Annotated in this window: 15 protein-coding genes; 14 read left to right on the plus strand and 1 reads right to left on the minus strand. The window is 72.0% G+C overall.

Features of this window, described 5'->3' with window-relative positions; all coding sequences use genetic code 11:
* Positions 1–80: 80 nt before the first annotated feature.
* Genes EAD96_RS16110 through EAD96_RS16135 form a run of 6 tightly spaced genes read left to right on the plus strand, consistent with a single transcriptional unit; the run spans position 81 to position 4,655 of the window.
* Positions 81–383 (plus strand): urease subunit gamma, encoded by a 303-nt coding sequence (locus EAD96_RS16110; RefSeq protein WP_091427589.1) that lies wholly within the window; start codon positions 81–83, stop codon positions 381–383.
* Positions 380–775 (plus strand): urease subunit beta, encoded by a 396-nt coding sequence (locus EAD96_RS16115; RefSeq protein WP_121684879.1) that lies wholly within the window; start codon positions 380–382, stop codon positions 773–775. Before EAD96_RS16110 ends, EAD96_RS16115 begins: the two co-directional genes overlap by 4 nt.
* Positions 772–2,475 carry an urease subunit alpha gene (locus EAD96_RS16120; protein WP_121684880.1) on the plus strand — a complete coding sequence of 568 codons (1,704 nt, stop codon included), beginning with the start codon at positions 772–774 and terminating at the stop codon, positions 2,473–2,475. Before EAD96_RS16115 ends, EAD96_RS16120 begins: the two co-directional genes overlap by 4 nt.
* A complete protein-coding gene (locus EAD96_RS16125; RefSeq protein ID WP_121684881.1) occupies positions 2,475–3,167 on the plus strand; it encodes an urease accessory protein UreF in 693 nt (230 codons plus the stop codon). Before EAD96_RS16120 ends, EAD96_RS16125 begins: the two co-directional genes overlap by 1 nt.
* Entirely contained in the window at positions 3,157–3,915 is a 759-nt protein-coding gene (ureG, locus tag EAD96_RS16130; protein ID WP_121684882.1) for an urease accessory protein UreG, read from the plus strand. The genes EAD96_RS16125 and ureG overlap by 11 nt, the downstream gene beginning before the upstream one ends.
* Positions 3,915–4,655: an urease accessory protein UreD gene (locus tag EAD96_RS16135; RefSeq protein WP_121684883.1), complete on the plus strand. Its 741-nt coding sequence runs from the start codon at positions 3,915–3,917 to the stop codon at positions 4,653–4,655. Before ureG ends, EAD96_RS16135 begins: the two co-directional genes overlap by 1 nt.
* Positions 4,656–4,663: 8 nt before the next feature.
* Here the strand turns inward: EAD96_RS16135 and EAD96_RS16140 are convergent, their stop codons facing one another.
* Positions 4,664–5,128, minus strand: a complete 465-nt coding sequence (locus EAD96_RS16140; protein ID WP_121684884.1) for a MarR family winged helix-turn-helix transcriptional regulator — start codon at positions 5,126–5,128, stop codon at positions 4,664–4,666.
* Positions 5,129–5,224: 96 nt separating this feature from the next.
* On the opposite strand from EAD96_RS16140, the gene EAD96_RS16145 reads away from it, so the two are divergent.
* The 8 genes from EAD96_RS16145 to EAD96_RS16180 all read left to right on the plus strand — a co-directional run bounded on the left by EAD96_RS16145 (position 5,225) and on the right by EAD96_RS16180 (position 13,464).
* Positions 5,225–6,307, plus strand: coding sequence for a substrate-binding domain-containing protein (locus EAD96_RS16145; protein WP_121684885.1), 1,083 nt, complete (start codon positions 5,225–5,227; stop codon positions 6,305–6,307).
* 404 nt (positions 6,308–6,711) lie between these two features.
* Entirely contained in the window at positions 6,712–7,956 is a 1,245-nt protein-coding gene (gene urtA, locus EAD96_RS16150) for an urea ABC transporter substrate-binding protein (protein ID WP_121684886.1), read from the plus strand.
* A 77-nt stretch (positions 7,957–8,033) separates the two neighbouring features.
* A complete protein-coding gene (gene urtB / locus EAD96_RS16155) occupies positions 8,034–8,921 on the plus strand; it encodes an urea ABC transporter permease subunit UrtB (RefSeq protein ID WP_121684922.1) in 888 nt (295 codons plus the stop codon).
* The gene (gene urtC, locus EAD96_RS16160) at positions 8,918–10,102 is read left to right on the plus strand and encodes an urea ABC transporter permease subunit UrtC (RefSeq protein WP_121684887.1); all 1,185 of its coding nucleotides are present in this window, start codon (positions 8,918–8,920) and stop codon (positions 10,100–10,102) included. Before urtB ends, urtC begins: the two co-directional genes overlap by 4 nt.
* Positions 10,099–10,875: an urea ABC transporter ATP-binding protein UrtD gene (gene urtD, locus EAD96_RS16165; protein WP_121684888.1), complete on the plus strand. Its 777-nt coding sequence runs from the start codon at positions 10,099–10,101 to the stop codon at positions 10,873–10,875. Before urtC ends, urtD begins: the two co-directional genes overlap by 4 nt.
* Positions 10,875–11,567: an urea ABC transporter ATP-binding subunit UrtE gene (urtE, locus tag EAD96_RS16170; protein ID WP_121684889.1), complete on the plus strand. Its 693-nt coding sequence runs from the start codon at positions 10,875–10,877 to the stop codon at positions 11,565–11,567. Before urtD ends, urtE begins: the two co-directional genes overlap by 1 nt.
* A gap of 185 nt (positions 11,568–11,752) precedes the next feature.
* Entirely contained in the window at positions 11,753–12,760 is a 1,008-nt protein-coding gene (locus tag EAD96_RS16175) for a lytic polysaccharide monooxygenase (protein ID WP_121684890.1), read from the plus strand.
* Positions 12,761–12,882: 122 nt separating this feature from the next.
* Entirely contained in the window at positions 12,883–13,464 is a 582-nt protein-coding gene (locus EAD96_RS16180; protein ID WP_121684891.1) for a hypothetical protein, read from the plus strand.
* The last annotated feature ends 24 nt before the right edge of the window (positions 13,465–13,488 follow it).

The following is a 13,488-nucleotide window of genomic DNA, read 5'->3' on the forward strand; positions in this document are numbered from 1 at the left end:
ACTCCGGGTGGTGCTGCCCGGCGCGGCTCCGCGCGGAGCCGACGGCGAGCGGGCCACGCCGATCCCCACCGGAGAATCCCGTGTTCCTCAGCCCGCACGAGCAGGACCGCCTGCTCGTCCACGTCGCGGCCGACGTCGCTCGCCGCCGCCGCGAACGCGGCCTGCGCCTCAACTATCCCGAAGCCGTCGCGATCATCGTCGCCTTCCTGCTGGAAGGGGCCCGCGACGGACGGTCGGTGGTCGACCTCATGTCCGCCGGCCGGACGGTGCTCGGCCGCGAGGACGTCCAGGACGGCATCCCCGAGCTGCTGAGGGAGGTGCAGGTGGAGGCGACGTTCCCGGACGGTACCAAGCTCGTGACGGTGCACCACCCGATCCCGTGATCCCCGGGGAGATCCTGCCGGCGGCCGGCCCGGTCGAGATCAACGTGGGTCGGCCGGTGACCACAGTGGTCGTGGTCAACACCGCCGACCGTCCGGTGCAGGTCGGCTCGCACTACCACTTCGCCGAGGCCAACCCGGCCCTGATGTTCGACCGGGCCGCGGCCTGGGGTCAGCGTCTCGCCGTTGCGGCGGGTACCTCGGTCCGGTTCGAGCCGGGAGTGAGCCGCGTCGTCGAGCTGGTCCCGCTAGGCGGCGCACGCGTCGTGCCAGGTCTCCGCGGCGAGTGCGCCGGGCCGCTGGACGAAGCGCCACCGACCACGCCGGAAACAGACGCGCCGACGAACGGGGCGCCGGCGAGCGGGGCGCCGACGACCGACGGGCCGGCGCGGTGAGCGCCGTCCGGCGGGACCGCTACATCGACCTGTACGGGCCGACCACCGGCGACCGCATCCGGCTGGCCGACACGAGCCTGCTGATCGAGGTGGAGACCGACCACTGCGTGGGCGGCGACGAGGCGGTCTTCGGCGGCGGGAAGGTGATCCGCGAGTCGATGGGCCAGTCGCGGGCGACCCGCGCCGAGGGCGCGCTCGACACCGTCGTCACCGGTGCGGTGGTGCTCGACCACTGGGGCGTGGTCAAGGCCGACGTGGGTCTGCGCGACGGGCGGATCGTGGCGCTGGGCCGGGCCGGCAACCCGGACACCATGCCCGGCGTCCACCCCGAGCTGGTCATCGGCCCGGCCACCGAGGTCATCGCCGGCAACGGCCGGATCCTCACCGCCGGCGCCGTCGACACCCACGTGCACTTCATCTGCCCGGAGATCGTCACCGAGGCGCTGGCCAGTGGCATCACCACGCTCGTCGGCGGCGGCACGGGCCCGGCCGAGGGCACCCGGGCCACCACTGTCACCCCGAACGCCTGGCACCTGGCCCGCATGCACGAGGCGCTGGACACGCTGCCGGTCAACGTGCTGCTGCTCGGCAAGGGCAACACCGTCTCGCCGGAGGCGCTGTGGGAGCAGTTGCGCGCCGGCGCGGGCGGTTTCAAGCTGCACGAGGACTGGGGCACCACACCGGCGGCGATCGACGCCTGCCTGCGGGTGGCGGACGCCTCCGGGGTGCAGGTGTCCATCCACACCGACACCCTCAACGAGGCCGGTTTCGTGGCCGACACGCTGCGGGCGATCGCCGGCCGGGCCATCCACTCGTACCACACCGAGGGCGCGGGAGGCGGGCACGCGCCGGACATCATCACGGTGGCCGGCGAGCCCAACGTGTTGCCGTCGTCGACCAACCCGACCCGGCCGTACACCGCCAACACCCTCGCCGAGCACCTGGACATGCTGATGGTCTGCCACCATCTCAACCCGTCCGTGCCGGAGGACCTGGCCTTCGCCGAGAGCCGCATCCGGCCGTCCACGATGGCCGCCGAGGACCTGCTGCACGACCTCGGCGCGATCTCCATCATCGGCTCCGACGCGCAGGCGATGGGCCGGGTGGGCGAGGTGATCCTGCGAACCTGGCAGAGCGCGCACGTCATGAAGGAGCGCGTCGGCGCGCTGCCCGGCGACGGCGCGGCCGACAACCACCGGGCCCGCCGGTACGTGGCGAAGTACACCATCTGCGCGGCGATGGCGAACGGGCTGGACCGGGAGATCGGCTCGGTCGAGCCGGGCAAGCTGGCCGACCTGGTGCTGTGGGATCCGGCGTTCTTCGGCGTACGACCGCACCTGGTGCTCAAGGGCGGCATGATCGCGTACGCCCAGATGGGTGACGCCAACGCGTCCATCCCGACGCCGCAGCCGATGCTGCCGCGCCCGATGTTCGGCGCGTACGGCGCCGCGGCGTCGGCCACCAGCCTGGCGTTCGTCGCGCCGGCCGCCCTCGATGCCGGGCTGCGCCTCGACGTGCGGCGACGGGTGGTGCCCGTCGCCGACGTGCGCTCGCGGGGCAAGGCGGACCTGCCGGAGAACGACGCGATGCCCCGGATCGAGGTGGATCCGGACACCTTCACGGTGCGGATCGACGGTCAGGTGGTGGAGCCGGACCCGGTGACACGCCTGCCGATGGCCCAGCGGTACTTCCTGTTCTGATGGCGACGTCGAGTCTGCTCCTGCTGCTGGCCGACGGCCGCTTCCCGGCCGGCGCGCACGCCCACTCGGGCGGCCTGGAAGCCGCCGTCGCCGCCGGCCGGGTCACCGACCTGGCCACGTTGGAGGCGTTCCTGACCGGCCGGCTGGCCACCGCCGGGCTGGTCGGTGCGGCGTTCGCGGCGGCGGCGCACCGGGCGGTGACCTCGGCCGGTTCCGCCGTACGCGGGTCCGCGCTGGCGTTGCTCGACGCGGAGCTGGACGCCCGGACGGCGGCACCGGCGCTGCGCACGGTGTCCCGTCGCCAGGGACGGGCCCTGCTGCGCGCGGGCCGGGCCATCTGGCCGGAGGCTTCCTTCGACGACCTGCCCTCCACACCTGGCGGAGCGCACCAGCCGTTGGTGCTCGGGCTGCTCTGCGCCGCCGCCGGCCTGAGCCGCGCCGAGACCGCCACGGTCGCCGTCCACGCAACGGTGACCGGTGCGGCCAGTGCGGCCGTACGCCTGCTCGGCCTCGACCCGTACCAGGTCCAGGCCCTGCTGGTCGGTCTCGCCGACTTGTGCGACGGCACCGCCGCCGCCGCGGCCCGGGCCGCCGACGATCCACCCGAGCGGCTGCCCGCGGCAGCCGCCCCCCTTGCCGACATCCATGCCGAAGCTCATGCCACCTGGGAGGTGCGTCTCTTTGCGTCCTGAAACCGTTGCGCCCGATGCCGGCCGGAATCCCGCCCCGCACGACGAGACCGTTCCGCACACCCACCCCGAACCGGGGGTGGACCCGCATCCGCCCCTGGCGCAAGCCGGGCGGGCGCTGCGCGTCGGCATCGGCGGGCCGGTCGGGTCCGGTAAGACCGCCCTGGTGGCGGCGCTGTGCCGGGCGTTCGCCGGCGAGCTGCGACTCGGCGTGGTCACCAACGACATCTACACGACCGAGGACGCCGACTTCCTCAAGCGGGCCGGCGTGCTGGACCCGGCCCGGATCCGCGCCGTGGAGACCGGGTGCTGCCCGCACACAGCCATCCGGGACGACATCGGGGCCAACCTCGACGCCGTGGACGAGCTGGCCGAGGCGGTCGGCCCGCTGGACCTGGTGCTGGTCGAGAGCGGCGGGGACAACCTGACCGCCACGTTCAGCCGGGGCCTGGTGGACCGGCAGATATTCGTGGTCGACGTGGCCGGCGGGGACAAGGTGCCGCGCAAGGGCGGACCCGGTGTGACGTCCGCCGACCTGCTCGTGATCAACAAGACCGACCTGGCCCCCATGGTGGGCGCGGACCTTTCCGTCATGGACCGGGACGCGCGGGCCCGGCGCGGTGACCTGCCGACCGTGTTCCTGTCGATCGTCGGCGACACGGCGGCGGGGCCGGTCGCCGACTGGATCCGCCACGAACTGGCCCACCACGCGGCAGCGCATCCGGTCGCCGCGCGGGGCGGCCCGGTCTGATGCGCGCGTACGCCCGGCTGGTGGCCCGGGCCGACGGCCGGGGCGGCACGGTCCTCGCCGAGCTGCGTGGTGAGACGCCGCTGTTGCTGCGGCAGACGCCCGGCGGCGGCCGTGGCGTGACCGTGTACGTCGTCGGCGGAGCGGCCGGCCCGCTCGCCGGCGACGACCTGCGGCTGGACATCGACGTGGGGCCGGGGGCGGCGGTGCGGATACACACCGTCGCCGCCTCGGTCGCCCTGCCCGGCCGGCCCGGCGTCGTGTCCCGGATGGCGGTCCGCGCCGTGGTGCACGACGGCGGCGCACTGCACTGGCTGCCCGAGCAACTGGTCGCGGCGGCCGGCTGCGCCCACCTCGCCGAGTCCCGGGTCGAGCTGGCCGCCGGGGCGAGGCTGACCTGGCGCGACGAGGTGATCTGCGGCCGGTACGGCGAGGCGCCGGGCGGCGCGGTCGTCCACACCCGGGTCGACTACGACGGCCGGCCGCTGCTGCGCCAGTCGCTTAAGGTGGGACCGGGCGCGCCCGGCTGGGCCGGCCCCGCGGTGCTCGGCGGCGCGCCGGCCACCGGGTCGCTGCTGGTGGTCGACCCGTCACTTCCCCACGAGACCGCGACGGTCGAGGGCACCGTCGCCCGGCTGCCCCTGGCGGGCGGCCCGGCGACACTGTGGACCGCCACCGCTCCCGACGCGCACACGCTGCGCGCCCACCTCGAAGGGAAGCCGCTGCTCACCGAGGTGGGGTGAGGCAGGGGTCAACGCCGAAGGCCGGCCACCTCGACGTGGTCGCGGCGGCCCGCCGGGTCGAGCCGGGCGATCAGGTCGGCGAGGTGGTCGAGCAGGGCGGTGTCGCCCGGTACGCCCACCTCGGCGAGGCTGGTCCGGACCCGCTCGTCGAGGCGCGCGTGCTCGCGGCGCCCCCGGGCGGTCAGGTAGGCCCGGATCCGCCGGCGGTCCAGCGGGTCGATCCGCCGGAAAACCAGGTTACGGTCGACGAGCTGGTCGACCAGCTTCGTGAGGGTTCCCGGCGGCAGCGACGCCTCGGCGGACACCTCGCTCATCGGATGGCCCTGACCGTCGGCGAGCAGGCAGAGCACCCGCCACGCCTCGGTGGTCAGGTCGTCGTCGGCCAGAACGGCGGCCATCCGGCGGGAGAGCAGCCGTTCGGCGCGGGTGAGCGAGCGCAGCAGATCGGCTGGCGCCCCGGGCACGTCTGACATGGAACTCCCTGGGCCGGTGGCCCTGTCATGGTAGCGACTCGTCCCGGTCCGTGGAGAGCTGTGGTTTTCCCACGTCGGCCGGGCAATCATGGGCTCATGTCCGCGCCGGCCCCGCCGTGGCTCACAGTCGATCGGACCGTGGTCGGCATCGCGCTGGTGTACCCGATGCGTGGGCCGGCGGGAATGTTCGGCCCGACCTGCGAACTCTGCGCCCAGCTCGCGGTCGAGGAGATCAACGCCGGTGGCGGGGTGCTGGGCCGCGAGGTGCGCCTGGTGCCGGTCGACGGTGGCGCCCCGCCGGCTGAGGTGGCCGCCCAGGTGGAGGCGCTGGTGTCGGTGGGCGCCGTGCAGGGCGTGACCGGCTGGCACATCTCCTCGGTGCGGCAGGCGCTCGCGCCCCGGGTCGCGCACCGCGTGCCGTACGTGTACACCGCCCTGTACGAGGGCGGTGAGCGTACCGAGGGGGTCTATCTGACCAGCGAGACGCCGGACGCCCAGCTGTGGCCCGCGATGCGACTGCTCGCGGGGGAGCAGGGCGTGCGCCGCTGGTTCGTGGTCGGCAACGACTACGTGTGGCCCCGGCGCACCGCGCGGGCGGCCCAGCGGTACGCGCTGAGCGGCGGTGGTCGCGTGGTGGGGCAGGCGTTCCTGCCGTTGGAGACGCACGACTTCGACGACGTGTTGCGCCGGATCGAGCGCAGCGCGGCCGACGCAGTGGTGATGCTGCTCGTCGGCGCGGACGCGGTGCGGTTCAACCGGGCGTTCGCGCGGGCCGCGATGGACCAGCGTCGCCTGCGGCTGAGCACCCTGATGGACGAGAACATGCTGCTGGCCAGCGGGGCGGGTGCGACCCGGCGGCTCTACAGCACGGCTGGCTTCTTCGCCGGCCTGGTGACGCAGGAGAACCTCGACTTCCACGGCGAGTTCGCCCGCCGGTTCGGGGTGGAGGCGCCGCCGCTGGGCAGCCTGGGGGAGTCCTGCTACGAGGGCGTGATGCTGCTCGCCGCCCTGATCGGGCAGGCCCGCACCCTGGACGTGCGGGCGATCGAGACGGCTGCCGACACGGTGGCGTACCACGGGCCGCGCGGCCGGCTCCAGCTGCGTCGGCGGCACGTGCGCCAGCGGATCTACCTCGCCGAGGCCGACGGTCTCGACTTCACAGTGCTCGCCCAGCTCTGACCGCCCGGTGCAGACCCTTGACACGTCCACCCGGCCCGGTCATAAGATGCTTCCTGCGTGAAGTATCTGCCCCAGGGGCGGATACCGCGAACGTCTGTCCACCCTCGGCGGAATCTGTCCGCCGACCATTGTGGTGGCGCTGTTCTTCGGCGAATTGGGCACGGCTGAAATCGTCTCGCATGGGGCGCTGTCAGTCGTTGCTTCGTGCGTTCTCTCCAGGTGTGTGGGAAACAGTCAATTAAGGACTGGGAAACGTCCGCGCAATCATGTCGGTCAACGCTTTGCGTGCCCGTAACCGATGCGATGACCACACGCGACGTCCACCCGTCGACCTCGTCATCGCCAACTCCACCGGACCGCACCGACCGTCCTTTCGCTACCTGAGTGCACCGCAGGGAGATTAGATGTCAGTTCTTTGGGGCCGCCGCATCCTGGCGGGTGCCATGACCCTCGTCGCCGCGGCGGTCATGACCGCGTGCGGCAGCAAGACCAGTGACGAGGGCGGCACGGCCGGAGTCACCGCCGACGTCTCCGGCGACACCGTCAAGGTGGGCCTGCTCAACTCGCTCTCCGGCACCATGGCGATCAGCGAGGTCACCGTCCGCGACTCCATCATGCTCGCCGTCGAGGAGATCAACGCCGCCGGCGGCGTCCTCGGCAAGAAGATCCAGCCGGTCGGGGAGGACGGCGCCTCGGACTGGCCCACCTTCGCCGAGAAGGCCGAGAAGCTCATCTCCGAGGACCGGGTCGCAGCCGTTTTCGGCTGCTGGACGTCGGCCAGCCGCAAGGCGGTCAAGCCGGTGTTCGAGAAGAACAAGGCGCTGCTGTTCTACCCGGTGCAGTACGAGGGTCTGGAACAGTCGCCCTACATCTTCTACACGGGCGCGACGACCAACCAGCAGATCGTCCCCGGGCTCGACTACCTCAAGGCCCAGGGAACGAAATCGGTCTACCTGGTCGGCAGCGACTACGTCTTCCCGCGGACGGCCAACAAAATCATCAAGGCGTACGCGGCGGCGAACGGGATGACAGTGGTCGGCGAGGACTATGCGCCGCTCGGGTCCACCGAATTCGGCACGATCGTCAACAAGGTCAAGTCGTCCGGCGCGCAGGCGGTCTTCAACACGCTCAACGGCGACAGCAACGTGGCGTTCTTCAAGGAGTACAAGTCGGCCGGGCTGACCGCCACCGCGATGCCTGTGGTGTCGGTGTCCATCGCTGAGGAGGAGGTCAAGAGCATCGGCACCCAGTACCTGGAGGGTCAGCTGACCGCCTGGAACTACTACCAGACCACGCCCGGCGCGGCGAACGGCAAGTTCGTGGCCGCGTACAAGGCGAAGTACGGCGCGGACAAGCCGACGAGCGACCCGATGGAGGCCGCCTACGTCAGCGTCCACCTGTGGAAGGCGATGGTCGAGAAGGCCGGCGCGTTCGACGTCGAGAAGGTCCGCGGCGCCTCCGACGGAATCACCTTCGACGCGCCGGAGGGCCTGGTCACCGTCGACGGCAAGACCCAGCACATCGCCAAGACCGCCCGCATCGGCAAGGTCGGCGCGGACGGCCTGATCACCGAGGTGTGGAACTCCGGCAAGCCGATCGCGCCGGACCCGTACCTCAAGACCTATCCGTGGGCGAGCGCCCTGAGCTGACGACGCCGGCCCCGGGCGGGCACCGCGACGACGCGCTCCCGCCCGGGACCCCGACCAGCAGTACGGGAGTACCCACCGTGACAGTCCTCTTCGGTCAACTCTTCACCGGCATCAGCATCGGCGCGGTGCTGTTGCTCATCGCGCTCGGGCTGGCGCTGACCTTCGGCCAGATGAACGTCATCAACATGGCGCACGGCGAGTTCATCATGGCCGGCGCCTACACCACGTACGTGCTGCAACAGAGCATCACCGGCGCCGGCCTGTCGCTGCTGGTGGCGCTGCCGGTGGCGTTCGTGGTCGCCGGCACGATGGGGGTGCTGCTGGAGATCCTGCTGATCCGCCGGCTCTACGCCCGCCCCCTGGACACACTGCTGGTCACCTGGGGCGTGTCCCTGATGCTGCAACAGCTCGCCCGGGACGTCTTCGGCAGTCCGAACGTGCAGACCCGCGCGCCCGACCTGCTCACCGGCAACGTGGCCCTGCCCGGCGGGCTGACGGTCGCCAACAACCGGCTGTTCATCCTGGCCCTGGCCCTCGCCGCCGTCGCCGCCCTCACCCTGGCGCTGCGGTTCACCCCGTTGGGGCGCCGGATCCGCGCGGTCGTGCAGAACCGCGACCTCGCCGCGGTGTCCGGCGTCCCCACCGCCCGGGTCGACCGCACGACCTTCTTTCTCGGCTCGGGCCTGGCCGGGCTCGCCGGGGTGGCGCTCACCCTGCTCGGCCCGATCGGCCCGACCATGGGCACCAACCTGATCATCGACGCCTTCCTGGTCGTCGTGGTCGGCGGGATCGGTCAGCTCAAGGGCAGCGTGATCGTCGCCTTCGCCCTCGGGGTCCTCCAGGCCACCGGGGAGTACCTCACGACCCTCAGCGTCGCCAAGGTGATCGTCTTCGTGGCGATCGTCGCGTTCCTCCAGTGGCGGCCACAGGGCCTGTTCACCCTGCGGACCAGGAGCCTCGCATGACCGCCGTGACACCCGCGCCACCGAGCACCGCCGACGCACCGGCCCCGGCCGGCACCGCGCCTGCGAGCCGGTCCGGTGGCCGGTCCCGGCTGCGTGCTGCGGCGGGGTTCGCGTTCGGCGCGGCGCTGCTGTTCGCCGTCGCGCCGCTGGCGCTGTCGGACTTCCGGCTGGCCCTGCTCGCCAAGTACCTGTGCGTCGCCATGGTGGCCGTCGGCATCGGCATCGCCTGGGGGCGCGGCGGCATGCTCACCCTCGGCCAGGGCGTCTTCTTCGGCCTGGGTGGCTACGCGATGGCCATGCACCTCAAGCTCGCCGACGCGGGTCCCGGCGGGATGCCCGACTTCATGCAGCTGTACGGGCAGCTCGACGAACTACCGGTCTGGTGGCGGCCGTTCGCCAGCCCGTGGTTCGCGCTGCCGGCCACGGTGCTGCTGCCGATGGCCGTCGCCTTCGGGCTCGGCTCGCTGGTGTTCCGCCGCCGGGTACGGGGCGCGTACTTCGCGATCCTCAGCCAGGCTCTCGCCGCCGCCATGGTGATCCTGTTGATCGGGCAGCAGGGGACCACTGGTGGCACCAACGGGCTCACCGACATCCAGGGCTTCTTCGGCTACGACCTGGACGACCCGGTCAACCAGCGGATGGTCTACTTCATCATCGCCGGCGTCCTGCTCGCGCTGCTCGCGCTGGCCCGCCAGATCGTCCACAGCCGCTACGGGGATCTGCTGGTGGCGGTGCGTGACAGCGAGGAGCGGGTCCGCTTCCTCGGCTACGACCCGGCGTCGGTCAAGCTCGTCGCCTACGTGGTGGCGGCGGGTATGGCGGGCCTCGCCGGCGCGCTGTTCGTGCCGGCGGTGGGCATCATCTCGCCCGCCCTCATCGGCATCGTCCCGTCGATCGAGTTCGTCATCGGTGTGGCGGTGGGCGGCCGGGCCACGCTGCTCGGGCCGGTGCTCGGCGCGGTGGCGGTCGCCTGGGCGCGTACCGCCCTCTCCGAACGTTTCCCGGGCACCTGGACGTACCTGCAGGGTCTGCTCTTCGTGGTGGTGGTGGCGTTCCTTCCCGGCGGCCTGGCGTCGCTGTGGGCGCTGGCCCGCCGCCGCGACGCCGGCGGGCAGCGGAGCCGGCGCGGCCGGCCGGCGCCGGGCCGACGGCGTGCCGAGCGGGCGGAGGTGGACCGGTGAGCGGCGACCGGCTGGCCGGGCTGTCCGTCCGTGACGTGCGGGTCAGCTTCGACGGCTTCACCGCCGTCGACGGCGTCTCGCTGGACGTGCCGGCCGGTGACATCCGGTTCCTGATCGGGCCGAACGGTGCCGGCAAGACCACCCTGGTCGACGCGATCACCGGTCTGGTGCGGGCCACCGGCTCGGTGTGCTTCGGCGACCAGGAGCTGCTGGGTCGCCCGGTGCACCGGATCAGCCGGCTCGGCATCGGCCGGACGTTCCAGACGTCGACCATCTTCGAGGAGCTGTCGGTCGTGCAGAACCTCGACATCGCCGCGGGTGCCCGCCGGAGCTGGGCCACCCTGGCCCGGCGTCGACGGCGGATCCCCGACGAGGTGGCCGCCGCGCTGGAGACCATCGGGCTGACCGGCCGGGCCGACCGGCTCGCCGGCACGCTCGCACACGGCCAGAAGCAGTGGCTGGAGATCGGCATGCTGCTGGTGCAGGACGCGCGGCTGCTGCTGCTCGACGAGCCGGTCGCCGGGATGAGCCACGAGGAGCGCGACGCCACGGGCACCCTGCTGGAGACGGTGAGCCGGGACCGCACGGTGGTGGTGATCGAGCACGACATGGACTTCCTGCGTCGCTTCGCGCGCAGCGTCACAGTGCTGCACGCGGGGAAGGTGCTCAGCGAGGGCACCGTGGCGCAGGTCCAGGCGGATCCGCGCGTGCAGGAGGTCTACCTCGGCCACCCGGTCGACGCCGGGTCGGTCCCCAGCGGTCTGGAGGCATGATGCTTACCCTGCGCGGGGTGCACGCCGGATACGGGCGTTCCCGGGTGCTGCACGGCGTGGACCTCGCCGTCCCACCCGACGGGGTGGCCGCGGTGCTCGGGCACAACGGCGCCGGCAAGAGCACCCTGCTGCGGGTCGCGGCGGGCCTGCTGCGCCCGGCCGCCGGCACCGTCGAGCTGGACGGCGAGGACGTCACCCGCCTCGCGCCGCACGAGCGGGTGGCGCGCGGCATGGCGTACGTCCCGCAGGGCCAGCAGTGCTTCCCGCACCTGACGGCGGCGGAGAACCTGCGCCTCGTCGCGGACGCCCGGCGCGACGGAGTGGTGGCGACGGCGGAGGTGCTGGACCTGTTCCCGGCGCTGCGTCCGCTGCTGCGGCGGCGGGCCGGGCTGCTCTCCGGTGGTCAGCGTCAGCAACTCGCCATCGCCCGCGCGTTGATCACCCGGCCGCGGCTGCTCATGCTCGACGAGCCGACCGAGGGCATCCAGCCGTCGGTGGTCGCCGAGATCCAGGAGCGGATCGTCGAGCTGACCCGGCAGTCCGGCTTCAGCGTGCTGCTCGTCGAGCAGCACCTCGGGTTCGCGCTGCGGGTGGCGAACCGCTACCACGTCCTCGAATCCGGCCGGGTCACCTCGCACGGCGACGGGGGAGTGACGGCGGAGCGGGAGGTGCGCGCGGCCCTCGCGGTCTGATCCGGTGCGTCGGTATCGATTTACATTGACAGCCGTCTTTACTAACATCGTGGCTGGGAGTCGCCATGCGCTGCTGGGCAGCAGTGCCGTCCACCCCTGGGACGGCTTGAATCGATCGGCGTCACCTTCTCCGGGGTGGGCACCCAGCGAGGGCCACTGGGCGCCGGCGCATCCACTGGAGCATCATGAAAATCTCACGGACAGTACGCCGTCTGGGACTGGGCGCGGTCGCAGTTCTCGTCGCCTCGTTCACGATGGTCGCCGTCAACCAGGCCGGTCCGGCCTCGGCGCACGGATCGGTCACCAACCCGCCGTCACGCAACTACGGATGTTACGAGCGCTGGGGTTCCGACCACCTCAACCCCACGATGGCCCAGACCGACCCGATGTGCTGGCAGGCGTGGCAGGCCAACCCGAACACCATGTGGAACTGGAACGGCCTGTACCGCGAGAACGTCGGCGGCAACCACCAGGCCGCCGTGCCCGACGGACAGCTGTGCAGCGGCGGCCGCACCCAGGGTGGCCTGTACGCCTCGCTCGACGCGGTCGGCGCGTGGACCGCGAAGCCGATGCCGAACAACTTCACGCTGACGCTGACCGACGGCGCCAAGCACGGCGCCGACTACATGTTGATCTACATCACCAAGCAGGGTTTCGACCCGACCACGCAGCCCCTCACCTGGAACAGCCTCGAACTGGTACTCCGCACCGGCAGCTACCCGACCACCGGGCTCTACGAGGCACAGGTGAACGCGGGCAGCCGCACCGGACGGCACGTCGTCTACACCATCTGGCAGGCGTCCCACCTCGACCAGCCGTACTACCTGTGCAGTGACGTGATCTTCGGCGGCGGCGGCAACCCGCCGCCGACGACCCCGCCGCCGGCCGGAAACGGTGCCTGCACCGCCACCTTCCGCAAGACGAACGAGTGGTCCGGTGGATTCGGTGCCGAGGTCACCGTCCGGGCCGGCAACGCCGCCATCTCCGGATGGACTGTGGCATGGACCTGGCCCAACGGCCAGAGCATCACGAACTCCTGGAACGCGACGGTCACCTCCAGCGGTTCGTCGGTCACCGCGTCCAACGTCGCCTACAACGGTTCCCTGAGCGCCAACGCCACCACCAGCTTCGGCTTCAACGCCTCCTGGAACGGCACCAACTCCACACCCACCCTCACCTGCACCGTCCGGTAACAGCGTCTGCGGTGGGGTGGCGCGAATTGCGCCACCCCACCGTCGGGGCATCGCCGTGCCGGCAGTGTGTCGGCCGCTGCCCTCCGCCACCATCAGGAACCGCGACGAGGTGAGGAACGACAATGATTCCCCGGGTACTCAGCGGCTGGTACCGGAGCGCGTTCGTGTGGATCGAGGTGTGCCTGCTGGCCGCGTCGATCGGCGTGGCCGCCGTGGTCACCTCGACCACCCCGAAGACGGACCCGGCAGCTCTCCGCCAGGAGATCCTGGCCCGGATGCGTACGACCCTCGAGCAGGCGGACCCGACACATCACGGTCACGCCGGGCACACCGCCCCACAGGCGCCGGCCGGAGAGCAGGCCGCGCCGAAGGTCGTCTGCGGAGTCCACGTCTACGGCCACGAGCCCGCCGGGGCCGCCACACTGGCCGACGTCCGGACGGTCTACGGCTTCCACCTCTGCGGCGTCGCCGAGCAGAAGCGCCAGTGGGACGGGGCGGTCAAACTCGTCGGCCCGCTGATCATGGACATGACCACCCAGCCTCCCGGCATCGAGGTGGTCGAGGCGACCGCCGACGTCAGGTTCGTCGACCGGCTGCGGGAGATGTTCCCCGACAAGTACGAGGAACTGGCACTCAGGGAAGCGTTGCCCGCATCGGAGATGGCCGACCTGCGGCGCCGGTACGACGCCGCCGCCGGCCTCTGACCACGCCGACCGCCGGGTCACCGA

The sequence above is a fragment of the Micromonospora sp. BL1 genome, from assembly GCF_003667485.1.
Classification (GTDB): Bacteria; Actinomycetota; Actinomycetes; order Mycobacteriales; family Micromonosporaceae; genus Micromonospora; species Micromonospora tulbaghiae.